Raw genomic sequence first — 24,834 nt, 5'->3', positions numbered from 1 at the left:
ACGGGCGCGTAGCGTCGGAACAGGCGGGTGGCGATCGTCCACCCGTTCGGGAGGCCCCGGCTCATTGAACTCCTGCGTCACCGAGGAACTTCGACGAGGAGGGCCGGACCCGGCCCTCAGGGGCTTGGTCCCGGTCCTCCATGATCCCGTGACAGTAGGGTGCCCCAGTGGTGCCCAAGGGGAGAACGAGTGGCTAGTTCCTCGACCGATCGCCGCGACACCCAGTCCCCCACCGCCCCCGTCCCGGAGGCCGGAGAGGGCATGCGCGTCTACGTGCTCGACACCAGCGTCCTGCTCGCCGACCCGATGGCCGTGACTCGGTTCGCCGAGCACCAGGTCGTCATCCCCGTGGTGGTGATCACCGAGCTGGAGAGCAAGCGTCACGACCCGGAACTCGGGTACTTCGCTCGTCGGGCGCTCCGCCTCCTGGACGACCTGCGGGTCGCCAACGGTCGCCTGGACGATCCGGTACCCGTGAACGACCAGGGCGGCACGCTGCGCGTCGAGCTCAACCACAGCGATCCGTCGATCCTGCCGGCGGGTTTCCGGCTGGGCGACAACGACACCCGGATCCTGACGGTGGCTCGCAACCTCCAGGCCGCACCGCACGGGCACGAGCCCGGCCCGGACGGGGAGGAGGGTGACGTCGTCCTCGTCAGCAAGGACCTGCCGATGCGGATCAAGGCCTCCGCCATCGGTCTGCCGGCCGACGAGTACCGCGCGGAGCTGGCCATCGAGCACGGCTGGACGGGCATGGCCGAACTGGACGTGCCCGCCCACCAGATCGGTGAGCTGTTCGAGGGCGGGACGAGCGACATCGAGCAGGCCCGCGACCTGCCCTGCCACACGGGTCTGGTGCTGGTCTCCGAGCGAGGCAAGGCGCTGGGCCGGGTGCAGCCGGACAAGTCGGTGAAGCTGGTGCGCGGCGACCGGGAGGTGTTCGGTCTGCACGGCCGCAGCGCCGAGCAGCGGGTCGCGCTGGACCTGCTCACCGACCCCGACGTCGGCATCGTCTCCCTGGGCGGGCGCGCGGGCACCGGCAAGTCGGCGCTGGCGCTGTGCGCGGGCCTGGAGTCGGTCCTGGAGCGCCGCCAGCACCGCAAGGTGATGGTGTTCCGCCCGCTGTACGCCGTGGGCGGCCAGGAGCTGGGCTACCTCCCCGGCACCGAGAACGACAAGATGACCCCCTGGGGCCAGGCGGTGCACGACACCCTGTCGGCGGTGACGACCGAGGAGGTCATCGAGGAGATCGTGGACCGCGGGATGCTGGAGGTCCTGCCGCTCACGCACATCCGCGGGCGCTCGCTGCACGACGCGTTCGTGATCGTGGACGAGGCCCAGTCGCTGGAGCGCGGGGTTCTCCTCACGGTGCTCTCCCGGCTGGGCGAGAACTCGCGGGTGGTGCTCACCCACGACATCGCCCAGCGGGACAACCTGCGGGTGGGCCGCTACGACGGCGTGGTCGCGGTGATCGAGAAGCTCAAGGGCCACCCCCTGTTCGCGCACGTCACCCTCACCCGCTCCGAGCGCTCCCCGATCGCCGCGCTGGTGACGGAGATGCTGGAGAGCTGATCCGGGCAGGCCCCGAGGGGCCGTCCCGACCCGAACCGGCCGACCCGGGCTCTGCCCCCGCCCAGGTCGTCCGGTTCCGGGCCCTGTCCCGGCCCCGGGCCGGGCACGTTACTGCGCGGTGCCGCTCAGCAGCCAGCGGGTGACGCCCACCTCCATCAGGGCGCGGTCCTGCCCCTGGCGCTCGAAGGGGACGCGGATGTCGTAGTCGTACCGCTCCTGGAAGGCCGCCACGACGTCCGGCGGGAAGTCCCCGTGGTGGACGGTGACGCGGCCCTGCGCGACCACGGGCGCGTCCGCGTCCTGGAGTGCGAGGGAGACCCGGGGATCGGCGGCGGCGTTGCGGGCCTTGACCGACCGCGCCCCCACGCTGATCCACCAGCGGTCGCGCAGATGGGCGAACCACACCGGGGTGGTGTGAGGAGACCCGTCCGGCCGCAGGGTGCACAGCCACCGCCTGTTCTTCTGGCGCCCTCGCAAGCTCGGCCGCGTGCTCGGGGCGCCGGAAGCCAGTGTTCTTCGTCGTCGACTTGCCTGGCTCGCAAGCTCGCTGGCGGCCCCGTCTCCTCCTGCAGAACACTGGCGCGCCCCGAGCGAACCCCCAGGGGATCCGTCAGCCGAACAGCTACCTCGAAACCCTCGGGCCTACGGCTGACCCCCGGCCTACGGCGCGGGTGCTCGGGTCAGCGCATGGCCGCGACCGTGCGGCCGAGCCGGCGCAGGCGCGCCAGGTTCGCCTCGTAGCGTGCGCCGACGACCAGCAGGAGCGCGCCGACCACCGCGAACGGCACCCAGTTGGGCAGCAGCAGGGTCAGGTCCCACAGCGGCGGACCGAAGGCCCGCAGCGAGGCCAGGACCAGAGCCGCTCCGCCGATCACCAGCGCGGCCTGGAGACGTCGGCGCAGCCCCCACACCACGACGGCCAGCCCCGCGACGAGCACGGCGGGCACCCGCCAGAGCAGGTCCTGTTCCCCCAGCACCAGCCCGACCGTGGGCAGCAGGAGCAGGGCGAGCCCGCCTCCGTAGGCCGCCCAGCTCGACGGCGGGACCTCGGCCTTGCGGCTCCACTCCCAGCCCAGGACCAGCGCGGCCAGCGCGGGCACGATGGTGTAGGCCTCGGCCACCCCCACGTCCCAGGCGGCCAGCACCGTCCACAGCGCGATGAGCATCAGCACCCCGCCGACGAAGGCCAGCGGCCGTCGGCCGGGACGCAGCGCGCTGGCCAGGGCGATGACCCCGAGGATCGCCAGGGCGAGCGCGACCAGTTCCGGCCGGGGCTCGGCGAGCGCGCCGAACCGGTCCGGGCCCGGCGCCCGGACCGACGTGTGCGCGAAGGAGCTGACGGCCAGGGCCACCACCGCCCACACCGCGGCCGGGGCCTCCGTGGCCTCCAACAGCGGCGACCGCAGGCGGGGGGCGACCGCGGCCACGCCCGCCACCACCGCGAGGGGGCCCAGCGCGGCGAGCTGGACGGGCATGTCCAGGGCCAGCGGCAGCGCCAGCGCGAGGCCGCCGGTGGCCGCCGTGGCCAGGGCGGTCGCGCCCACGGCGGTGATCGTCGTCCGGGACAGCGCCGCGGCGAAGGAGGCGGTCACGGCGACGAACGCCAGCACCGCGGCGGTCGTGAACGGCTCGACCAGGGACCAGCCGAACCCGACGAGCAGGACGAACAGGGCGGTCGACGCGGGCAGCCGGCTCAGCCGTGTGTCGGCCAGGCGCGCCGCCCACAGGGCCAGCCCGGCGCCCAGCGCGAGGGTCCACACGAGCGCGGTGAGGAACGGCGCTCCCAGGGCGACCGGCAGCGGGAGCAGCGCGGCCGGACCCGCGAGCGCGGCGGCGTGCAGGGTGCGGGGACGGTCCACCAGCCAGGCCGCGAGCACGGCCAGCGCACCGGCCACGAGGCAGCCGAACGCGAAGGCCATCGCGGAGTCCTGTGGCGCGGGGAATCCCAGGACGGCGTGCACGGGCCCGATCAGCGCCTCCGGGGGCACCGAAGCCGCGTCGTGGGCGCGGGAGGCGAAGGTCACGGCGGGCAGTCCGGGCGGACCGGCGATCAGCGGGGCGATCGTCAGCAGCACCAGGCCGGCCACGCTGTACGGGGACACCGCGGGCGCCGGGCGGAGCGTGGGACGGGGCGCTTCACCGTGCGCGACGGGCGGGGTGCCCGGGGCCGGGGCGCCCGGGGCCGGGGCGGCGGCTGGTGCGTGCGAGGCCCACGGCCAGGCGTAGGGGAGGCGGCCGACGACCAGGGCGGCCGTCGCGACCACCAGGACCGCCAGCGCCGCCAGGGCCCAGACGGCGGGTAGGTGGCGGACGGTCGCGGTCGAGTCGACCAGCAGCGCGCCGACCAGGACCAGGGCGGTGCCGCCGATCCCGAGGACCGACGTGTGCACCAGGCGGACCGGAGAGCCGGAACGACCCGTCCCCGGCCGGCCCAGGCGGCGCAGTTCGAGGGCGCCGAGCAGTGCGGCGCACGCCAGGAGGACGGCGGCGACCAGGCTCGTGTACCGCTCCGGCAGCGCCCACACCAGACCGAGCAGGAGCGTGGCGAGCCCGGTGGCCGTGGCGACCCAGGCGTGCGGACGGTCGCCGGTCCTGGCCACCGACAGCGTCAGAGCGGCGCCGACCGCCAGCGCCCAGACCACGGCGACGACGTAGGGCAGGCCCAGGACGACGGGCAGCGGCACCAGCGCCGCGGGGACGGTCAGGGCCATCGCGGCCGGCACCGACCGAGGGTCGGCGAGGCGCACGGTCCCGATCGCCAGGGCGGCGGCCACGAGCAGGCCCAGCGCCGACAGGGCGGCCGCGCCCGCGCCGGGCTGGGCGGAGTACCCCAGGACGGTGGACGCGGGTTCGAGCGTCCGTGCCAGCGGCGCCGACCACATCGCTGGCTGGCCGACGAACACCGGGGCCGACGGCGAGCCGTGGACCACGGCCGCCAGCGGAGCACCCGGCAGCAGGAGCAGACCGGCCCAGGCCAGGAGCGGACGCGGGTCCGGCGCCGATCCGCGCGCGAACGGCGGAGCGATCCGGCCGAGCCGCAGGGCGGTCGCCGCGGCCACCAGGGCCAGGACGGCCAGGAGCCACCACTGGATCCGGTCCGGTTCGGACATGAGGAGCAGCGCGAACAGCAGGGGAGCGCCGGCCAGGAGGACCACCAGCCACAGCGCGGCGGCCGCCGCGTACAGGGTGGTGGCCGGTCCGCCGTCGCGGTCCCCGGTGGTGCGGCGCGCCGCCAGGGCCGCCGCGAGCGCGGTCGCGCCCATCAGGAGCAGGGCCGCCGCGGACGTGTACCACTCGGGCAGGGCCCACAGCAGCCCGGTCAGCATGGTCAGGAACCCGGTCACCGCGGGGACGCGGTTCCGGTGGCCGGTGCGCAGCACCACGGCCCACACGATCAGCGCGGCGCCCAGCAGCAGTGCCCACACGGCCGCCGCCACCAGCGGCAAGCCCAGCAGGAGGGGGACCGGCAGCAGCGCGGGGGGAGCCACCAGGGCCACGGCGGGCACGAGGAGCCCGCGCCGCAGCAGCGCCACCACGCCGACGGCCAGGGCCGCACCGGCCAGGATCGCGGCCAGCTGGACGGGCCCGGCGGGGGAGTCCGCAGCGTAGGAGGTGAGCCCGAGGACGTCGGTCGCCGAGCTCATCGCCAGGGAGGGGTCGTCCGTCCACGCCCGCCAGGGCACGCGCGGCAGGACCGGCAGGTGGGAGGGGCCCGCGACCAGGGGGACCAGTCCGAGGGCCAGGAGCGCCGCGACCGCGTGGAACCGCCCCCGCGCGACCTCGGAGGGCGTGGTCCGCGGCAGCCGCACGAGGAGCAGCGAGGTCGCACCCGCGACGAGGAGTGTGACCGCCACCGACCACCACCGCAGCGGGTCGGTGACGGAGGACATCAGGACCACGGCCAGGGAGGTGAGCCCGATCGCGGCGGCCCACACGACCAGCGCGACCACGTGCAGGGTGCGCACCGGGACTCCCGGGCGCGGGGCGCCCATCCGGGACTGGACGAGGACGTCGAGCAGCGCCGTCACCGCGAGAGCGGTCAGCGTCCAGGGCCAGCGGCCGTCCCACGAGGCGGCGGTCACGAGCAGCAGCGGGACCGGCTGGAGCAGCAGGACCGCGATCACCCGGGGGGACCGCAGGGGGGCCAGCAGCGGGTAGAGGACCAGCAGCCCACCGATCACCGCCAGCGCGGCCGCCGCGTATCCGGCGGCGTTGGTGATCCCGTCGGAGATCAGGTAGAGCGCGAGCGCGTCGACGCACAGCAGCGTGGCGCCCAGCGCTCCGAAGGTCTCGGCGGTCGAGGTCAGCCCGCGACGGTGCAGGGGCACGGCCACGCCGGCGAAGAACAGGGTGGTCAGGGCCAGGACCAGCGCGCGCGTGCCCGTGCTCAGGTCGCTCCAGGTCCACACGGCGAACACCAGGGCGGCGATGCCGACGAGCAGCGCGCCCAGCCCGAGGATGAGGTTCTGGGCCGAGAGCCGGGAGAGCTCCGACCGGCGCGGCGCGGGCGGCGCCGGAGCCCGGTGGTACTCGCCGGCGGGGAAGGGCGCTCCCTGGTGCGCCGCGGGCGTTCCGGCCGGGGCCGGCCCCGCGGCGGGAGTCAGTGCCTCGACCGGGGCGGCCGGTCGGCGGGCCCCCGACTCCCGCCGCAGGAGCCGGTGCACCTCGGTCCGTTCCGCGCGCAGCCGGCGCGACCGGTCGGCCAGTTCCATGAGCTGGGTGTCGAGCTCCCAGAGCCGCTGGGCGAGCGGACCGACGAGAACGAGGGCGCACCGCGGACAGGCCGACGCGCCGGGCCGGAGCGGCTCGGCGCAGTCGGGGCACCGCAGGGGCGGGGCCGCGGAGGGAGGGGATCCGTGGGCGTTCATATCGCCCATGGTGGTGCCTCACGCGGACGGCGGCATCCGTACGCGTACCTAGGCGCACTCCTCATGGAGCTCGTGACGGCCGCCCCGGGTGACGCACGACGGAGGGGTCCCGGGAGTCCGGGCCGCGATTCCGGTGAGCTCCGTCTCCGCGACGAGGGCGGCGAGAGAGTCACCACACCCGTCACACGAGTTGACCAGCTCTTGACTCTCCGTGATAGCGCGCAGGTCAAAGCCCCGCAATGCAGGCACATTCCGTGATGTGACCCAAGCCATAGTAAATATGGCGTTACGTGGCCGTGACGATGATGCAGGCTGAACCCGCTGCACTGAGCACCCCCACCCGTGTGGGGCCCATGGCGCGGACGGTCGAACGGCACGACCCTTCCCACCGCGCTTCACCCCGGGCCACATGGTGAGCGGCGAACAACACCCACGGACCCTCCGTTCGTGAGCGTCAACGCGCGAAAGGGCGACTTTGCTACACCATCGGATCTCACTGCGTCACGTCAGCGCCATCGGCGCGGCGACGCTCGTCGCGGGAGCCACCTTCACCGTCGCGGCCTTCGCCCAGAGCGGCGAGGTCGAGCCCGACCAGGTGACCTCCGCCGCCGTGGCCACGGCCGCCCCCGAGGCCGAGACCACCCCTGAGGACGACTTCTTCGCGGCACGGCCCACTCCGTCCGAGGAGGACCTGGCCGCCGCGCGCCAGGAGTCCCGCAGCGCCGCCGAGGCCGCCGCCGACGAGGCGGTGCGGTCCTCCAGCGGCGAGGGCGAGGACGTCCCGGAGCCCGAACCCGAGCCGGAACCCGAGTCCGAGCCCGAGTCCGAGAGCTCCGCCGCACCGGTCCCCGCCGGGTCGGCCAAGGAGATCGCCCAGCAGATGGTGCTGGACCAGGGCTGGAGCGCCGACCAGTTCTCCGACTGCCTCGAACCCCTGTGGGAGAAGGAGTCGAACTGGAACCACACCGCTGAGAACCCCAGTTCGGGCGCGTACGGAATTCCGCAGTCGCTGCCCGGCAGCAAGATGTCGTCCCACGGCGACGACTGGCGGACCAACCCCGCCACCCAGATCGCCTGGGGCCTCGACTACATCAAGGACCGCTACGGGGATCCGTGCGGCGCCTGGGCCCATTCGCAGGCCAACAACTGGTATTAATAGGGCTTTCCCCTGCCAATACCCCCTCTTGGGAAAGGCAATCGTGCTACTCAATCGCATGTCGCTGCGCAGTACGGCGGCGGTCGCCGCGGCGACCCTCGTCGCGGGTGCGACGTTCGCCGTCTCCGCGTTCGCGGAGGAAAGGGTCGACCCGGACGTCGCGGCCAGTGCCGCGGTCGAGGAGACCGCCCCTGACGCCGCCACCGACGAGGAGTTCTTCGCCGCCTCGGAGCAGCTGACCGAGGACGAGCTCGCCGATCTGCGCGCGGCTTCGGCCGGGGAGCGTGACACCGCCCTCGGCGAGGCCGGCCGCACCGCGCAGGTCGAGGCCACCGCCATCGAACCGGAGGAAGAGGAGCCCGAGGAGGAGGAGACGGAGGAGGACACCGGCACTCCGCCGGTCGGCGGTGGAGACGCCGCGGGCCTCAACTGGGCCGGCCTCGCCCAGTGCGAGTCCGGCGGTGACCCCACCGCGGTCAACTCCGCCGGCGGCTACTACGGCCTCTACCAGTTCAGCACCACCACCTGGGAGTCGGTCGGCGGGACCGGCCTGCCGTCGGAGGCCAGCCCCGACGAGCAGACGCAGCGCGCCCAGCAGCTCTACAACGCCGTGGGCGGCAACTGGCAGAGCCAGTGGCCCCACTGCGGTGTGCACCTGTTCGACTGACCCGCGGACGATCCCGTCCCGCGCCGGCCCTCGCTCATGGAAGCGGGGGCCGGCGCCGTTGTACGGGGGCTCAGATGTTCGGCGTGAAGGTCTCGAAGACGTCCTCGGGCAGATCGGCGTAGAAGTCGGCTTCCTGGACCGGGACGTTCACGCTCATGAGGTAGAAGGCGCGGTCGCCCTGGTAGTCCGTGCTCATGGCGTAGGACCAGAACCGGCGCTCCTGCGTGGGCCACGAATCGTTGGTGAACTCCGCCTCGACGCGCGCCACGTCCCAGCCGTCGCCCAGATCGTGGTCGTCGACCTCCTCCAGGTCCAGCTGCCGGTAGCCGGGCATGGTCTCGCCGCCGGTGTCGGTCCCGCCGTCCGTCGACTCCAGGAACTCCGCGCTCGTGCCGGTGAAGTCCTGCTCGGTCCAGCCCGACACCCACACCTGGTGGTCCCCTCCCTCGGCCAGGATCGCCACGATGGTGTTGTCGATGTCGGAGTCGTCCACGTACCACCCCTGTGGGTGGTCCACGGAGAACCAGTCGGACTCGAAGGTCTCCAGGGAGTCGTAGGACGGCGGTTCCTCGCCGCTCTCGTCATCGTCATCGTCGTCGTCATCGTCGGTCGCGGGGCCGCCGGTGGCGTCGGACTCCAGCTCGCCCGGCTCGGCCTCGCCCCCGGCGGGACCGCCGGCCCTGGGCGCCGCCTGGTCGGGGTCGCCGCCGCGGTTCATCACCACCATGAACGTGACGACCGCGATGAACAGCAGGGCGACCGCGCCCGCACCCGCGCCGAGCAGCATCCGCGAGGAGCCCGAGCCGCCGCCGGCCGCGCCGGAACGCACGTGGGTGGGAGCCGGCCCGCCTCCACCCGGGCGACCCGCGGACGGGCGACCCGCGGAGGGGTGGCCCGCGCCCGGGTGACCCATGGGCGGGTGGACGCCGCCCGGGACGGGGCCCGCACCGGGTCGTCCGGCCCCGTACCCGTGGGGGCCCGGAGGCCGTCCGTGACCTGGGAAGGGCGTGGCGGGGCCCTGGTGCGCGCCGTGGGGAGCCCGTGGTGGCCCCGTGAAGGCTCCGGAGGGCCCTGTCCCGACCGGGGGACGGTAGCCGCCGCTCGGAGCCGCGTAGCCGCCACTGGGGGCCGCGTGACCTCCCATGGGAGTGGTGTGGCCGGGTCCGCTGCCGTACCCGGCGGCGCCCGCGCCCGCGACCATGCCCGCGGCGGTCGCCGCACCGGTCGTGCCTCCGGCCGCCGCCGGGCCCACCGGGCCGGATCCGGAACCGGTCGCGCCGTCACCGTCGGCGGCGCCCTGCCGGAGGCCGCGCAGCAGTTCGAGGGCCTCCTCGACGGTGAGCCGCCGGTCGGGGTCGCGCTCCAGCAGGCCCCCGATCACCGGGGCCAGCCACCCCGCGCTCGTCATCGGCGGCAGCTCCGCGGACATCACCGCCGCGATCGCCGCGGTGATGCTGTCCCGGCGGAACGGCGAGGTCCCCTCGACCGCGGCGAAGAGGGTCACCCCGATGCTCCACAGGTCGCCCCGGTGCTCGGCCGGCCCGCCCTCCAGCCGTTCCGGCGGCATGTACTCGGGCGAACCGATCAGCGCGCCCGTGCGCGTGATGCTCGGACCGCCCTCCATGGTGGCGATCCCGAAGTCGGTGAGGATGACCCGGCCGTCCGAGGACATCATGATGTTGCCGGGCTTGATGTCGCGGTGCAGCACGCCGGCCGCGTCCGCCGCCCTGACCGCCTGGAGCAGCGACTCGGCGACCGTGGCCGCGGTCTCCAGGTCCAGCGGTCCGTGCTCCTTGAGCCTCTCCTGGAGCGAACCGCCCTCGACGAGCTCCATCACGACCCACGGGTCGCCCTCGAACTGGAAGACGTCGTGAATGGTGATGACGCTCGGATGGGAGATCCGCGCCGCCGACTGGGCCTCGCGGCGCACCCGGGCGTGCGCGTCCGACCGTTCCTCGTCGGTGAAGTGCTCGGGCAGGAGCACCTGCTTGATCGCCACGACGCGCTCCAGAGAGGGGTCGAAGGCCTCCCAGACGACGCCCATGCCTCCGCGCCCCAGTTCGCGGCGGAGGACGTAGCGGTCCGCGACGGTGTGTGCGCTGTCGCTGTTGCTCGACATGTACTGCCCTCTCGAGGCGGGCTGTGATCAGGTGGGGGTCGAACCAGACGTACTGGTACGCAAGTGCGACGTCCGCCCGGCGCCAAAGGTTCCCGGCGGTGGGGGAGCGAAGCCGAACCGGGACCCGGCCGCGCGCACACCGCAGGGGCGCCCCGCTCCAGCGGGGCGCCCCTGACCGGTCACGACCGCGCGGACTACTGGGAGTTGGTCATCTTCAGCACGTCGAGGGCGGCGTCCAGCTGCTCCTCGGTGAGCTTGCCGTCCTTGACGTAGCCGCGCTCCAGAACGACCTGGCGGATCGTCTTGCGCTCGGCCAGCGACTGCTTGGCGACCTTGGCGGCCTCCTCGTAGCCGATGTAGCGGTTGAGCGGCGTGACGATCGAGGGGGAGGACTCCGCGTAGGTGCGGCACTGCTCCTCGTTGGCCTCGATCCCGGCCACGCAGCGGTCCGCGAACAGGCGCGAGACGTTGGCCAGCAGGCGGATGGACTCCAGCACGTTGCGGGCGATCATCGGCAGCTGCACGTTGAGCTCGAAGTTGCCGCTGGCGCCGCCGAAGGCGACGGCCGCGTCGTTGCCCACGACCTGGGAGGAGACCTGGAGCATGGCCTCGCACAGGACCGGGTTGACCTTGCCCGGCATGATCGAGGAGCCCGGCTGCAGGTCGGGCAGGAAGACCTCGGTCAGACCGGTGGTCGGGCCCGAACCCATCCAGCGGATGTCGTTGGCGATCTTGCAGTAGCCGACCGCGATCGTCCGGAGCTGGCCGGAGAGCTCGACGAGCCCGTCGCGGGCGCCCTGGGCCTCGAAGTGGTCGCGGGCCTCGGTCAGCGGCAGACCGGTGTTGGTGGCGATCTCCGCGATGACCCGGGAGGCGAAGCCCTCCGGGGTGTTGATGCCGGTGCCGACGGCGGTGCCGCCCAGCGGGAGCTCGGCCACGCGCGGGAGGACGGCCTCCAGGCGCTCGACGCCGTAGCGGACCTGCGCGGCGAACCCGGCGAACTCCTGGCCGAGGGTGACCGGCGTGGCGTCCATCAGGTGCGTGCGGCCGCTCTTGACGACGGACGCGAACTCGACCGACTTGCGGGTGAGCTCGTTCTCCAGGTGGCGCAGCGCCGGGATCAGCTCGTTCTGCACGGCCGAGGTGGCGGCGATGTGGATGGACGACGGGAAGACGTCGTTGGAGGACTGGGAGGCGTTGACGTGGTCGTTGGGGTGGACCTCCAGACCGGTGCGCTCCTTGGCGACCGTCGCCACGACCTCGTTGGTGTTCATGTTGCTGGAGGTGCCCGAACCCGTCTGGAAGACGTCGATCGGGAACTCGTCGTTCCACTTGCCCTCGGCGACCTCCAGGGCCGCGTCGCGGATCGCCTTGCCGAACTCGTCGGTGATGACGCCCAGCTCGGCGTTCACCTTGGCGGCGGCGGCCTTGATCTGGCCGAGAGCGGCGATGTGGGCGCCCTCCAGCCCTGTGCCCGAGATCGGGAAGTTCTCGACGGCACGCTGGGTCTGGGCCCGCCACTTGGCCTCGGCGGGAACCTTGACCTCACCCATCGAGTCGTGCTCGATACGGAACTCACTCATCTGTACTTGGGGCGGATACCCCCGCTTTCAGGCGGGAGAGGAAGCCCCGTCCTCCTTCTGTGTGGTGTAGGCGTAGCCGTCCGCACGCTGCAGTAGCTGGACGTGCTTGTGGTTGACGTCCCGGACGGTGCCGTGGGCGGTGGTGATGTTGAAGCTTCCTGAGGCGCGTACCGCGACTCGCCCGGTGTGGGTCCCGGCCTTCTTCCCCTTGGGAACGACGGCACGGACCAGGTCGCCGGTGGCGAACCCGAAGAACCGTTTGGTTCGCGGCAGCCGCAACCGGGGGAAGCCGTACTTGTCGGGGCGGGTCCGGGCATAGGTCCCGCGCCCGGAGCACCCGGCCACCAGAATCGTGCGGATGGTCTGGGTGACGGTGTCCAGCTTGCCCACGCACAGAGCGTCCAGCGTGTGCGACTTGGGTAACTGGTTGCGGGTGCGGTTCCACTTGGTGCGCCCGCCCGAGCCGACATGGGTGGGCAGGCGGGCATCGAGGGCGCACCATAGCGACCACCGGGTGGCGTTGACCGCGGCGGCGTCCCGTAGCGGAGCCTTGGCTCGGGCCAGTACCCGCGTGGCGGCCTTGGGGGCGAACCCCTCGACCGGCCGGTCGGCCTTGGCCTGGTTGCAGGGCACACACGCCAGCACCAGGTTGGACACCCTGTCAGTTCCACCCCGGGAGCGGGGGCGGACATGGTCGATATTGAGCGGAGTGTTCATCACTCCGCAGTAGACGCAGGCACGGCCGAACTTGGCCAGCAGGTACTCGCGCACCTCGTAGCCGTGCTGGGTCCCCTGTTGGTAGCCCACACCTTCGAGGGGCCCGTCGACGGACAGGGCGTGGGTGTCGAACGCCACCCGCTCCACATGCACCGCCCCGACGGGTGCCCACCCGGTGAGCCGGTCGACCCATGAGGTTGTGGTGTCCACTCGGTGCTGGAGCGATGGGGGAAGCCAGCCGCGGGGCCTGGCCCGGTTCTCGAACCGGGGCGGCCGGTAGCGCAGGTTCGAGGTGCGGCGGCGCCGACGATAGCCGGACCGCTGGGCGAGCTTCCTGCGGATGGTCGCGCCCCGGTGGTCGAGCTGGATCGTGTACCGGCCCCGGCGTTGCCCTGCCTGGTGGGTGAACACGGCGATGCCGGTGTGCTTCGATCCGGGGTCGATTCCCAGTTCGACACCGTCCACCTCGGAGTCTTCGATCGTGCGGTCTTTGAGGCGGATCACGAGCGGGGTGTGCCGGTGTACCACCGCCCGGCCCTTGGCGAGGAGCTTGCGGGCCCTGGCCGGGTGGCAGGGCTGCAACGGGGTGCCGTGCTTGTCGAGTACGAACACACACGGGTCGCTCTCTCTGGTGTGGGCCTCACGGCCCTTCTCCCCGGCCCCGCAGGGCTCGGGAGTGACGCCGGAACCGCCAGGTGGGGCGGTACCGGTCTCCCCTCGCACATGTTCCGCACCGGGTACCGCAGATCTGTTACCGCTGCGGTGTCCGCTCCCCGTTTCGTCCCTGATCCTTGGGGTGTCTGCTGGCGCGGATTCCAGAGCAGGCCGCTGAGGAAGCACGGCCTGGTGGGTCTTCTGTCCTGTGCGGAACGTAGCCATCGAGGTCACCTCCTCATGGGTGATGGCTGGTGCTGGTAACGGCGGCTCTCAACCACACAGGCTGAAAGCCCGGCCCTTCAGGGCCGAGATCCCGTTACCTCTCCTGGGAAATCCTGTGAGACAAGCCTGCCAGACGCACAGAAGCACGGAGCCACTCACCCTGAGTTGGGGGTGTTGCGCGTGTCATGTTGACATCCGTGCAGGTGGGGGCGGTCGTGATCAGGAGGTGATGCCGCGCTGGGGGCGGCGCCGCACCAGGCCCAGGAAACGCCGTCGGCGGGGCGCGCGTACGCGCACGACCCCGAACACGCTGAAGCCGTCGATCTCCACGACGGGCGGCGTGGGCAGTTCGGACCGCTGAGCGTTGGTGGAGCGCCGGCCGAGGAAGCTCCAGCCGGTCATCCTGACCTCGACACCCTCGGGGACGTCGATCTCGACCCGTCCGAGGAACGCGTGGACGACGACCCTGTGGTGGTTGCGCAGCAGGAGGGCCTCGCGCATGTCCACGTCGACGCGGCCGAACACGGCCGCGATCATCTCACCGGGCATGGCCACCCACCGGCCGCGGCGGGCCACACGCGAGAACAGCCCGATCACGGGCTGGGGGTCGAGCCGGATGGGCTGCCGGTCGGCGGGGACGAGGTCGGCGGTCACGCCGGGCAGCTCGCCCAGGGTCCTGGCCTCCTGCACGAGTGCGGACCGCTCCTCGAACTCGTCCAGGTCCAGACGGCCGTCGGCGGTGGCGTCGCGCAGCACCTTCAGGACCCGTTCGCGGTCGGAGTCGGAGGCACGGAGCCTGGCGGGGGACGGTTCCTCACTCACGTCGGACCACACTAGAGCAACCGCCCCCTCCCGCGCGTCCCCTCCGGGTGGGCGCGGGGCCGGTCGGGGCTGCGGCCGTAGGCCCTCGGTTGAGGGCGGTAGTCCGTCCCCCGCGCAGCGCCCCCGAACGATGGTGGGCGACGGGCGGGCCCGGGGGCCCGGGCCCACCCGCGGCTCAGAGATCGATCAGGACCCGCCGGGCCACGGAGCTCGCCGAGGGGCGGGAGGCGGCCAGCGGGCGGACCGCCATCCGCACCAGCGCCCGGACGTTGTCGTCGCCCGCGACCCGGTTGGCGCTGAGACCGCCGCAGCGCGTACAGCGGTGGACGATCATCCACTCGCCGTCCGGGCGTGCCGCGATGCTCACCGCGTCCATGCGGCCCCGGCAGTCCGCGGCGCGGTCACCGGGGATCCGGCGGTCCACGTGCAGGCTGGCCAGGCAGGTCGGGCAGTGGTTGCGGTGCGCGGTCCCCGGCGCGGCGGCGGGGATCTCCAGCCGGCACCGCACGCAGCGGAACGATCCCGACCGGCCGGCCTCGCCGTGGGCGTGCAGGACGGTCTTCGGCCGCTGGGTGCGCCGTCGGCCGCGCGTGTTGCGTCGTCCCATGCTCACACCTGCCCGAACAGGTCGAACGGGAAGGGCGGATCGGCGAGCGGGCGGACGGCGAGGCGCATCAGGACGAGGTGGTTGTCGTCCGTGGACACGGCGCTCTCCGACAGCTCGTCGCACATGGCGCAGCGGTGGATGAGGCGCCACGCGCCGCCGCGCGGGACGGCGATGGAGATCGGGACCATGCGGCCGCCGCAGTCGGCGGGGCCGCCCCCGAGCCGGTCGAGGACGTGGCGTGAACTCAGGCAGCTGGGGCAGTGGTCGCGACGTGTGCCCTCGGGGTCGAGGACGGAGGTGGTCAGGCCGCAGCGCACACACGTGAAGGTGGAGGTACGCAGGACAGGGCTGGGTTCGGTGGTGGACACCCGGGAACTCCTTGCTGGACATCGGAATCAGGCAGCAGGAGCAGGCCGAGCGGTTCTCGACGGTGCGGTGGGTCCGGCGTCAGGGGGCCGTGGTGAGCGGCCGGGAGCGGACGACGCCCGCACGGTGGTGAAGCGCGCTCGGCGCGATCCGGGTCATGAACAGCCTCCTGGGAGCCCGGTCGGCGGTGGCGGTCCCGGGCGGGTGGTCGTGGTGCGGCCGATCCTAGGAAGTGGGCCGATCCCCGCGCAACGAATTTTCTCCGGGGCGCCCCCGAGCCCGAACGGTGGTGGACCGGGGCGCCGCCCCCGGCCTACGGCCCGCCCGGTGCGGGCACGGGCCCGGCGTCCCGCGCACGCCCGCCCGCGGGCGGAAAACTCGCTGGATATTCCCCTGCGAATTTGCCACCGTGGCCTCATGACCACATCTGATCCGGGCCGGAGTGTGCCTGGGAGCGCATCCATGGGCCCCAGCGACTCCAGCGCCGTACCCGCGCTCCTGCTACGCGGCGTCGTCAAGCGCTTCGGTTCCCTGACCGCGGTCGACGGCCTGGACCTGGACGTCCCGCAGGGCGTCGTCCTCGGCCTGCTCGGGCCCAACGGCGCCGGCAAGTCCACCACGATGAAGATGCTGACGGCCCAGAGCCTGGCCGACGAGGGCGAGATCCGCATCCTGGGCCACGAGATCCCCGCCGAGTCGAAGTGGGCGCGCGCCCGCATGGGCGTCGTCCCCCAGCACGACAACCTCGACGAGGAACTCACCGTCGAGCAGAACCTGAGGATGTTCTCCTTCCTCTACCGCGTTCCCCGCCGCCGGCGCCGCGAGGCCATCGCCCGCGCCATGCGCCTGGCCCAGCTCGGCGACCGGGGCGACACCCTCGTCGACGACCTCTCCGGCGGCATGCGCCGCCGGCTGCTGATCGTCCGCGCCCTCCTGCACCGGCCCGAACTCGTCCTCATGGACGAGCCCACCGTCGGTCTGGACCCGCAGGTCCGCCAGGACCTGTGGGGCGTCATCAACGCCCTGCGCGCCGAGGGCGTCACCGTCCTGATGTCCACGCACTACATCGAGGAGGCCGAGCGCCTCTCCGACGAGGTGGCCCTCATGGCCGCGGGCCGGGTCGTGGAACGCGGCACCCCCGCCGACCTCGTCGCCAAGTACGCGGGGGCGACCGTGGAGGAGTACGAGCCGGGGGACGACGGCATCGACGCCCTCGAAACCCTCATCCGCGACCACGGCTTCACCACCCGGCGCACCGGCACCACCGTGTCGGTCCTGCGCGCCGAGGAACTGCCCGAGTCCCTGCGGGACCGGCTGGACACGCCGCTGCGGCGCGCCAGCAACCTCGAGGACGTGTTCGTGACCCTGACCGGGGAGAGTGTGGAATGACGCTTCGACAGACCAGGGAGGACGCCCGGCCGGAGATCCACGCGCGTCCGGGGCGGTTCGAGGCCGACGCCGTCATGGGCGTGGTCGCGCGCGAGTGGATCCTGTACGGCCAGTCGTGGCGGGCGACCACCTTCGCCGCCGTCGTCGAGCCGACGCTGTACCTGCTGTGCTTCGGCTTCGGGATGGGCGCCCTCATCGGCACCCTCGCCGGCTTCAGCTACATCGACTTCCTCGGCACCGGCATCGTGGCGGTGTCGGTCATGTTCCAGTCGATGATGCCCGCCGTCATCAACACCTTCATCAAGCGCCGCTTCCTGCATACCTACGAGGGCATCCTCGCCACTCCGATCGACGTGCGCGAACTGGTCACCGGCGAGGCGCTGTGGCTGGCCATGCGCTCCGGCGTCTACGGCTGCGTTCCGTTGCTCGTCGCCATCGGGTTCGGGTTGCGGCCGGGGCCGGGCATGCTGCTGGTGCCGTTCATCGCGTTCCTGGCGGGTTTCGCCTTCGCGCTCTTCGGCATCTGGATCTCGGCGGTCATCACGTCGGTGCGGTCGATGGACTACGTCTTCAGCGGCCTGTTCACCCCGCTGTTCCTCGTGGCGGGGACCTTCTTCCCGCTCACCGAGCTGCCCGACTGGGTGCAGTCGGCGGCCATGGTCAACCCGCTCTACCACGCCGTGGAACTGATCCGCGGGGTGGTCTTCGGCGGTCTGGCGCCCGGGACGGCGCTGGTCCACGTCGGCGTGCTGCTGGCCTTCATCGTCCTGATGTGGTTCCTGGCGGGCTTCCAGATGCGACGCCGCGTCGTCAGCTGAGCCGGCTCCGGCACAGGCACTGACACCGGCACCGAAAACGGCGGTGGCGCGGGAGGAGACCTCCCGCGCCACCGCCGTCGTGTGTGCGGACTACTCGCCGCCGCTGGGCGCCCAGCGCAGCTCGAAGCTCGCGCGCTCGCCGTCGTCGGTGACGCTCAGCGCCACGCCCACGGCGCCCCACTCCTCCGGGGCCGCGACCTCGCCGGCCGGCATGACCTGGCGCAGGTCGACGTATCCGGCCAGCACCGCGTCGTCCAGCTCCTGCATGGTCTGCTGGAACACCTCGTCGTCGGCCAGACGGCCGGTGCCCGTCGTGCCGTTCGCGACCACCACGGCGTCGCCGTCGGTGCGCACGTCGGGGAGCGGGTCGGAGTAGGGGCCGGCGATCTCCGCGACGAAGTCGCTCAGCACCTGCTCGTCGCCGCCGACCGCGCGGTACTCGTAGGTGACGTCCCCGTCGGCCGCTGAGGAGTCCGCGAAACCCCGGTAGTACGTGGGGCCGCCGAACATGGACCCCAGGTCCACATCGGTGAAGCCGTAGGCCGTCGACGTGCCCAGCAGGCCGCCGAAGCTCTCCGGGATCGGCAGGCCCATGGAGTTGAACGAGCGCTCCATCTCGGTCTGCTCACCGCTGCTGAGGAAGGGGACCCCGTCCTCGTAGGCGCTGGTGGCGGCCTGGTCCAGCCCGGCGCCGCCGAGTGCCACGACGGTGTCGTCGGACAGGCCGCCCATCGCGGTCACGCTCGCTCCGGGCTCCTGCGCCAGCCAGGACAGATCCTCCTGGTCCGCCTCGAAGCCGAACACGTCCATCCGCGCTTCGAGGAAGTCGCCGTCGATCCGCACGGACGCGGTCGCCCGTCCCGACACCGCGCCGGTCTCGCTGGGCAGCTCCGAGGCGACCTCCTGCGCGAACTCCTCGATCTCCATCAGGCCGCCCAGGTCCAGCCAGCCGACCGACACACTGCCGCCGGGCACGTCGGACAGGTCACCGGAGAAGGTGTCGTTGCCGTCCAGGGGGCCGTGCGCCTCGATCTGGCGGTTCAGGTCGGCGATCGCGGCCTCGTTGAACGACAGCAGCGCGAAGTCGTCCACGACCTCGAAGGCGAGGTCGTCGCGCTGGCTCGCGAGGGCGCCGAGTTCCTCCTCGGCGAGCGCCTCGTCGGTGACCGAGAGCGCGATCGCGCCGGAGACGCCCTGGCCCTCGGAGGCCTCCTCGTCCGTGGTCGGCCACACCGAGCCGCCGACGCCCTGGCCGATCCACTCCTCCACGTCGGACTGGTTCGCCTCGGGGAAGGCCTCGACGAAGCCCTCCGCCATCATCGTGGAGGTGTCGCCGTCGGGCTCGCCCATCTCGTCGAGCATCTCCTGGGGCAGCTGGTCCACGAACCGGAGCAGGTCGATGGCCTGGGATCCGTCGATGGACAGGTCCAGCTTGCCGAACGCGATCGAGTTGCCGGGCAGGACGGTCTCGGGCTGCGGCCCGCCGAAGTCCACCAGCGACACCGTCGCCCAGACGGTGCCCGCCATGACCACGACGGCCACGCCCGCGGCGGTCGGGATCAGCCAGCGGTTACGGCGGCCACCGCCGGAGGGCGGCATCTGGCCGCCCGCGTACTGGCCCCCGTAGGGCGGGCCGCCGGGAGGGCCGCCGGGCATACCGCCGCCGGGCATACCGCCGGCGGGGGCGCCGTGCTGCGGGTACGCCGGCTGCTGCTGTCCCGGGGCGCCGCCGTACGGAGCGGGGTAACCCTGCCCAGGCTGCCCGGGCTGCTGTGGCTGCCACTGGGGCTGCTGTGGGGGATCTGGGTAGGACATCATGCCTCCGACGGGGAATCACTGTGCGCGTGGGCGCGGTCAACGCGCCTGGGCGCGGGGTCAACGTGGGTTCTGATGCAGGGTCACCCCGGTGTGGTTCGCTTCCGGAACCGGTTGTGCGGACCGATCCGGCAAGCGTCCGGTCAGGGAGCGGAGGTCAGGTCCACGCCGCTGTAGGCCGAGAGCTTGCTCACGCGGTGCTCGCTGCGCACCTCGCGGACGGTGCCGCTGCGACCGCGCATGACGAGGGAGTCGGTGATCACCCGCGACGCCTCGTAGCGCACGCCCCCGACCAGCTCACCGTCGGTGATGCCGGTCGCGGCGAAGAACACGTCGTCGGACGAGACCAGGTCGTCGGTGTGCAGCACGCGGCCCAGGTCGTGGCCGGCCGCGATGGCCTTGGCGCGCTCGTCCTCGTCCTTGGGCCACAGCCGCCCCTGGATGACGCCGCCCAGGCACTTCATCGCGCAGGCGGTGATGATGCCCTCCGGGGTGCCGCCGATGCCCAGCAGCAGGTCCACGCCGGTCTCCGGGCGGGCGGCCATGATCGCGCCCGCCACGTCGCCGTCGCTGATGAACTTGATCCGGGCGCCCGCGTCGCGCACGTCCTGCACGAGCTGCTTGTGGCGGGGCCGGTCCAGGATGACGACCGTGACGTCCTGCGGGGACTTGCCCTTGGCGCGGGCCACCGCCCGGATGTTGTCGGCGACCGGCGCGGCGATGTCCACGACGTCGGCGGCCTCGGGGCCCGCGGCGAGCTTCTCCATGTAGAAGACCGCGGAGGGGTCGAACATCGTGTTGCGCGGGCTCATCGCGATGACGGCGATCGCGTTGGGCATGCCCATGGCGGTCAGCGTGGTGCCGTCGATCGGGTCGACGGCCACGTCCCAGCCCTGGCCCCCGCCGTCGCCCACGGTCTCGCCGTTGTAGAGCATCGGGGCGTTGTCCTTCTCGCCCTCGCCGATCACCACGGTGCCGTTCATCGACACGGTGCTGATCATGTGCCGCATACCGCGCACGGCCGCCCCGTCGGCGCCGATCTTGTCGCCCTTGCCGACCCAGCGCGCCGCGGCGAGCGCCGCGGTCTCGGTGACGCGGACCAGCTCCAACGCGAGGTTTCTGTCGGGCACCGAGGACTGCGCGGTGGAGCTCGCGGACTGCGACATGGAGGTGACACCTTCCATCAGGGATCAGGGCGGGGATGCACCTCTTAGGGTAGTCACCCGACGTGTTCTCCGACTGACACGGGTCGCGGAGGTGTCACACCCCCGTCCGGCCCCGGCCGGTCCGCGCACGGAGGCGGTCACGGTCTACGCTGGCCTGACCCGGACGGGAGTGAGGGCGTGACAGTGGACAAGACGGACAGGCCGGAGAAGGCCGTGCGGGTCTCGCCGCGCGGAGCCGCCACACGCAGTGCTCTGCTCAGGTCGGCCGCGCAGGTGTTCCGCACCGTGGGCTTCGCCAAGGCGGGCGTGAGCGAGGTCGTCTCCGTCGCCGGGGCGAGCGTCGGCAGCCTCTACCACCACTTCACCGGCAAGGCCGACCTCTACCTGGCGCTGTACGAGGAGTTCCAGCAGCGCCAGCAGGAGCGCACCCACCAGGCGGTCGTGGACGCGCGGGCCGAGGGTGAGAGCGATCCCACACGGCTGATGAACATCGCCGCGCGCGCGTACCTGCTCGGCAGTATCGAGGAGCGCGACACCGCGCGGCTGTTCTTCAGCGGCGACGGCCCTCCCGGTTTCGACTACCAGCTCCGCGCCCGGCTCACCCAGTGGAGCGACCGCAACGTGGCCCTGTTCCGCAAGGCGGACGAGCCCGTGGACGAGGCGCTGCTCATCGTGGTGAGTGGCGCCATGCTCCTGGCCGTGGCCGAGGTGGTGCGGCGCGACGACGCCGACGCGCGCAAGCTCGCCGACGACATCACGGCGCTGCTCTCCCAGTTCGAGCGCCGGTTCTGAGGCTCCGGGCGCCGAGCACCGGGCGTGCCGGGGCGCCGGTAGCGGCACCCCGGATCAGAGGGGTCCCGGACCTGGGGCAAGCTGGGAAGCGACATGAGTGAGTACAGCCGGTCCAACGCCACCTTCAAGAACTACGCCATCTCCCTCGGGGTCCTCGTCGTGATCCTGCTGGCCATGGCGTTCGTGGTCTCCGCGCGCAGTGGCGAGCACATCCCCTCCGTGGACTACCGTCCCGACGTCGACGTCCTGCGCGAGTCGGCCGACTACCCGGTGACCGTGCCCGCCGAGGACCTCGTCGAACAGGGCTGGACGCCCACCAGCTCCACCCTCGACGTGACCGGTCCCGTGCGGTGGAGCGTGGGCTTCGCCACGGCCGCGGACAGCCACGCCCGGCTCGTCCAGAGCGACGGCGACGCCGCCTCCGTGATCGCCGAGAGCGTCGACGACGCGCAGCCGGTCGGCACGGTGGCCGTGGGCGGCCGGGAGTGGCGGCACTACGAGTCCGATGACTGGGGCGCCCTGGTCCTGGAGGGCGACGGGGTGACCCTGGTGGTGGCCGGCAGCGCCGACGTGGACGAGCTCGCGCATCTGGCCGAGGGCCTGGAGACGGACGGCACGGACGAGGCGGACGAGACCGACGAGACGGAGACCGCCGCCGAGTGACCGGGCCGGGCGCCCCGCCGGGACGGGCGGCGCCCGAGTACCCCGGACGGCACAGCACCCCGGACGGCACGAGACGAGGGACCCGCGCTCGGCGCGGGTCCCTCGTCTCATCACAGGCGGGTGCTACTCAGCGCGCAGGTCGCGGCGCAGTTCCTTGGGCAGCGAGAAGGTCAGGGTCTCGTCGGCGGTGGTGACCGGGCTGACGGAGCCGTAGCCGTGCGCGGCCAGCTTGTCGAGCAGCTCGCGGACCAGGATGTCGGGCACGGACGCGCCGCTGGTCACGCCGACCGTGGTCACGCCCTCCAACCAGGCGTCCTCCATGAGGGAGGCGTTGTCGATCAGGTGGGCGGCGTCGGCGCCGGCGTCCAGCGCGACCTCCACCAGGCGGACGGAGTTGGAGGAGTTGTCGGAGCCGACCACGATGACCAGTTCGCACTCCGGCGCCATCGCCTTGACCGCGTCCTGGCGGTTGGACGTGGCGTAGCAGATGTCGTCGCTGGGCGGGTCGAGCAGGTTCGGGAACTTCTGGCGCAGGGCGTCCACGGTCTGGGTGGTCTCGTCCACCGAGAGCGTGGTCTGGGAGAGCCAGGAGACGTTGTCGGGGTCGCGGACCTCGACCTTGTGCACCTCGTCGGGGCTCTCGACGATCTGGATGTGATCGGGAGCCTCACCGCTGGTGCCCTCGACCTCCTCGTGGCCGATGTGGCCGATGAGGATGATGTCCCGGTCCTCGGAGGCGAAGCGCTTGGCTTCCTTGTGCACCTTGGTCACGAGCGGGCAGGTGGCGTCGATGGTCTTGAGCTGTCGCCGTTCGGCCTGTTCGTGCACGGCGGGGGAGACCCCGTGGGCGGAGAAGACGACGATGGCGCCCTCGGGCACCTCCTCGGTCTCCTCGACGAAGATCGCCCCGCGTTCCTCCAGGGTGCGCACCACGTGGGTGTTGTGCACGATCTGCTTGCGCACGTAGATCGGCGCGCCGTACTGCTCCAGGGCCTTCTCGACGGTGATGACCGCACGGTCGACACCGGCGCAGTAGCCCCGGGGGTTGGCGAGTAGCACACGGCGTTGGTTCGTCGCAGTCGTCGTCGCAGTCATGTGTTACATCCTAGGTGCCGTGAACGGTCTGGTGTCCGAGTGTGAGTGAGCGCATTGAAGTGGGCAAACCGGGCGGATCGACGGTCAGGGTAACGGTAGTGTGACGGGGGGTATGCGGTTCCGCTTCGACGTGGCGAAATCGTTCACTTATCGCCCGCTCATGGTGTTCCTCCCTCCTCTATCCTGGTTCACCATCACATCTGTTATAGGCGGTTCGCCCTCAACTCGGCCTTGCCTGGTTTGCTGGACGCGCGCCGCTGGCCCAACCGCCGAGATCATCAGGAGCCCCCGTCCTATGTCGAATCCGACGATCGCCACGAAGCTGAAGACCCTGGTCCAGGGCATCTTCGGCCGAAAGGAGCCGGTCACAGCCACCGTTTCCGCCACCAAGGACGAGGACACCGCGTCCGAGACCACGGCCGAGACGGTCGAGTCCCCCGCCGAGACCCCCGAGAAGGCCGCCGGCGAGGCCCCCGGCGAGTCGGCCGCGGCGGAGGACGCCGAGAAGAAGGACGAGAAGAAGGACGAGGCCGTCGAGGCCGCCGAGCCGGCGGCCGAGGACGACAAGGCCCAGACCGAGGACGCCTCCGCGGAGAAGGCCTCCACCGAGGCCGCCGTCGACGAGGAGTCGGACGCCAACGCCGAGGCGGTCGAGGCCGCCGAGGTCGTCGAGGCCCCGGACGAGGCCGTCGAGCCCGCCCTCGCGGTGAACGTCGAGAAGGACGGCGCGGCGATCGCCGAGGAGCTCGCCGTGGCCGAGGCCCACACCGAGGTCGCCAGCGACGAGGTGTTCGACAAGGTGCGCAAGGGCGCCGCCCCCGCGGCCGAGGACCTGGCCGTGCCCACCTACGACGCCCTGACGCTGCCGTCGGTCCGCGCCCGGCTGCGCAAGCTCACCATCGAGCAGGTCCGCGACCTGCGCGCCTACGAGGTCGCCCACCAGGGGCGCCCCGAGTTCGTCAAGATGTACGACAACCGCATCGCGAAGCTGGAGTCCGGCGAGTAGACCGGCCCCGCCGACACACCGAGCCCTCTTCCGGACCGCGTCCGGCGGAGGGCTCGACGTGTGTCAGGCCTCGGCGATCGCGCGCGGCGCGCCCGCGCGGCCCCCATGGCGGCCCGGCTCCGCCGGAGGTGGGGCGCGTGCGGGAACCTCGCGGCGGTTCCACGCGTCTACCCTGCTGACGGGGCGTACCGCGCGCCCCTCGTGCGAAGGGCTCCACATGATGAAGCGACCTCTGGCCGCCGCCGTTCTGGCCGCCGCGTTCTGGGTGACCGGCTGCTCGGTCGACCTGCCCTGGGGCGACGGATCGGTGTCCGTGGACGAGGACGGCGTCAGCGTCGGCAACGGCGACGGCGAGGTCTCCGTCGACTCTGAGGGCAACCCGGCCGTGAGCGTGGACGGGGACGGTTCGCTCACCATCGCCAGCGCCGACGGCACCGTGACCGAGGACTGCGAGGGCCGCACGGTCAACGTGACCGCCAACGCGGGCGAGGTCGTCCTCAACGGCTCCTGCGAGCGCGTGAACGTCCTGGGCAGCGACATGACCGTGCACGTCGGCAGCGCCGAGACCATCAACGTCGTGGGGGCCGACAACACCGTCCACCACGCCACCGGCGAGCCCTCCATCATCGACGTCGGCACCGGCAACGAGATCTCCGCCGGAGGCGACGCGCAGGCCTGATCCCGGCCGCCCCCCGCCTCCCCGGCGGCGACGGCCCTCGGGCACGCGGGGCGGG

General features: G+C 72.4%; 20 protein-coding genes. 9 read left to right on the top strand and 11 right to left on the bottom strand.

From position 1 onward, the window contains the following. The first annotated feature begins 189 nt into the window (after positions 1–189). Entirely contained in the window at positions 190–1,572 is a 1,383-nt protein-coding gene (locus DFP74_RS32825) for a PhoH family protein (protein ID WP_121187882.1), read from the top strand. Positions 1,573–1,680: 108 nt separating this feature from the next. Here DFP74_RS32825 and DFP74_RS32820 read toward each other — a convergent pair whose 3' ends face one another. Continuing rightward, positions 1,681–1,977, bottom strand: a complete 297-nt coding sequence (locus tag DFP74_RS32820) for a pyridoxamine 5'-phosphate oxidase family protein (RefSeq protein ID WP_370013460.1) — start codon at positions 1,975–1,977, stop codon at positions 1,681–1,683. Between the two features lie 275 nt (positions 1,978–2,252). Continuing rightward, positions 2,253–6,440 carry an SCO7613 C-terminal domain-containing membrane protein gene (locus tag DFP74_RS32815; RefSeq protein ID WP_121187880.1) on the bottom strand — a complete coding sequence of 1,396 codons (4,188 nt, stop codon included), beginning with the start codon at positions 6,438–6,440 and terminating at the stop codon, positions 2,253–2,255. A gap of 475 nt (positions 6,441–6,915) precedes the next feature. On the opposite strand from DFP74_RS32815, the gene DFP74_RS32805 reads away from it, so the two are divergent. Together DFP74_RS32805 and DFP74_RS35295 are read left to right on the top strand one after the other, a co-directional pair. Continuing rightward, positions 6,916–7,596 (top strand): lytic transglycosylase domain-containing protein, encoded by a 681-nt coding sequence (locus tag DFP74_RS32805; RefSeq protein ID WP_121187878.1) that lies wholly within the window; start codon positions 6,916–6,918, stop codon positions 7,594–7,596. Positions 7,597–7,654: 58 nt separating this feature from the next. After that, positions 7,655–8,263 (top strand): transglycosylase family protein, encoded by a 609-nt coding sequence (locus DFP74_RS35295; RefSeq protein WP_370013459.1) that lies wholly within the window; start codon positions 7,655–7,657, stop codon positions 8,261–8,263. A gap of 70 nt (positions 8,264–8,333) precedes the next feature. On the opposite strand, the gene DFP74_RS32795 is transcribed toward DFP74_RS35295, so the two are convergent. The 6 genes from DFP74_RS32795 to DFP74_RS32770 form a co-directional block, all read right to left on the bottom strand. Further along, positions 8,334–10,382, bottom strand: coding sequence for a serine/threonine-protein kinase (locus DFP74_RS32795; RefSeq protein ID WP_121187876.1), 2,049 nt, complete (start codon positions 10,380–10,382; stop codon positions 8,334–8,336). A 194-nt stretch (positions 10,383–10,576) separates the two neighbouring features. Next, on the bottom strand, positions 10,577–11,965 hold the full coding sequence (locus DFP74_RS32790; protein ID WP_121187875.1) for a class II fumarate hydratase: 1,389 nt from the start codon (positions 11,963–11,965) through the stop codon (positions 10,577–10,579). Positions 11,966–11,992: 27 nt separating this feature from the next. Then, complete coding sequence (iscB, locus tag DFP74_RS32785; protein WP_121187874.1) at positions 11,993–13,294, bottom strand: RNA-guided endonuclease IscB; 1,302 nt, start codon at positions 13,292–13,294, stop codon at positions 11,993–11,995. Between the two features lie 486 nt (positions 13,295–13,780). Further along, positions 13,781–14,383 carry a DUF1707 domain-containing protein gene (locus DFP74_RS32780; RefSeq protein ID WP_121188669.1) on the bottom strand — a complete coding sequence of 201 codons (603 nt, stop codon included), beginning with the start codon at positions 14,381–14,383 and terminating at the stop codon, positions 13,781–13,783. A gap of 175 nt (positions 14,384–14,558) precedes the next feature. Then, positions 14,559–14,996 carry an RNHCP domain-containing protein gene (locus DFP74_RS32775; protein ID WP_370013458.1) on the bottom strand — a complete coding sequence of 146 codons (438 nt, stop codon included), beginning with the start codon at positions 14,994–14,996 and terminating at the stop codon, positions 14,559–14,561. Further along, positions 14,993–15,358, bottom strand: coding sequence for an RNHCP domain-containing protein (locus tag DFP74_RS32770; protein ID WP_121187872.1), 366 nt, complete (start codon positions 15,356–15,358; stop codon positions 14,993–14,995). Before DFP74_RS32770 ends, DFP74_RS32775 begins: the two co-directional genes overlap by 4 nt. 460 nt (positions 15,359–15,818) lie before the next feature. On the opposite strand from DFP74_RS32770, the gene DFP74_RS32765 reads away from it, so the two are divergent. Further along, complete coding sequence (locus DFP74_RS32765) at positions 15,819–16,745, top strand: ABC transporter ATP-binding protein (RefSeq protein WP_121187871.1); 927 nt, start codon at positions 15,819–15,821, stop codon at positions 16,743–16,745. After that, entirely contained in the window at positions 16,742–17,563 is an 822-nt protein-coding gene (locus tag DFP74_RS32760) for an ABC transporter permease (protein ID WP_121187870.1), read from the top strand. Before DFP74_RS32765 ends, DFP74_RS32760 begins: the two co-directional genes overlap by 4 nt. A gap of 90 nt (positions 17,564–17,653) precedes the next feature. Here DFP74_RS32760 and DFP74_RS32755 read toward each other — a convergent pair whose 3' ends face one another. Continuing rightward, entirely contained in the window at positions 17,654–19,378 is a 1,725-nt protein-coding gene (locus tag DFP74_RS32755; RefSeq protein WP_199725983.1) for a hypothetical protein, read from the bottom strand. 143 nt (positions 19,379–19,521) lie between these two features. Next, positions 19,522–20,544, bottom strand: coding sequence for a class II fructose-bisphosphatase (gene glpX / locus DFP74_RS32750; RefSeq protein WP_121188668.1), 1,023 nt, complete (start codon positions 20,542–20,544; stop codon positions 19,522–19,524). 183 nt (positions 20,545–20,727) lie between these two features. On the opposite strand from glpX, the gene DFP74_RS32745 reads away from it, so the two are divergent. Next, on the top strand, positions 20,728–21,336 hold the full coding sequence (locus DFP74_RS32745) for a TetR/AcrR family transcriptional regulator (protein WP_121187868.1): 609 nt from the start codon (positions 20,728–20,730) through the stop codon (positions 21,334–21,336). A 93-nt stretch (positions 21,337–21,429) separates the two neighbouring features. Next, entirely contained in the window at positions 21,430–21,999 is a 570-nt protein-coding gene (locus DFP74_RS32740) for a DUF4245 domain-containing protein (RefSeq protein WP_121187867.1), read from the top strand. A 123-nt stretch (positions 22,000–22,122) separates the two neighbouring features. On the opposite strand, the gene DFP74_RS32735 is transcribed toward DFP74_RS32740, so the two are convergent. Continuing rightward, entirely contained in the window at positions 22,123–23,094 is a 972-nt protein-coding gene (locus DFP74_RS32735) for a 4-hydroxy-3-methylbut-2-enyl diphosphate reductase (protein ID WP_121187866.1), read from the bottom strand. A 295-nt stretch (positions 23,095–23,389) separates the two neighbouring features. Here DFP74_RS32735 and DFP74_RS32730 point away from each other — a divergent pair, with 295 nt between their 5' ends. Further along, positions 23,390–24,100, top strand: a complete 711-nt coding sequence (locus DFP74_RS32730; protein ID WP_121187865.1) for a hypothetical protein — start codon at positions 23,390–23,392, stop codon at positions 24,098–24,100. Positions 24,101–24,317: 217 nt separating this feature from the next. Then, positions 24,318–24,779 carry a DUF3060 domain-containing protein gene (locus tag DFP74_RS32725; protein ID WP_121187864.1) on the top strand — a complete coding sequence of 154 codons (462 nt, stop codon included), beginning with the start codon at positions 24,318–24,320 and terminating at the stop codon, positions 24,777–24,779. The last annotated feature ends 55 nt before the right edge of the window (positions 24,780–24,834 follow it).

It is taken from the genome of Nocardiopsis sp. Huas11 (assembly GCF_003634495.1).
Classification (GTDB): domain Bacteria; phylum Actinomycetota; class Actinomycetes; order Streptosporangiales; family Streptosporangiaceae; genus Nocardiopsis.
This window is presented reverse-complemented; position numbering and strand designations above follow the sequence as displayed.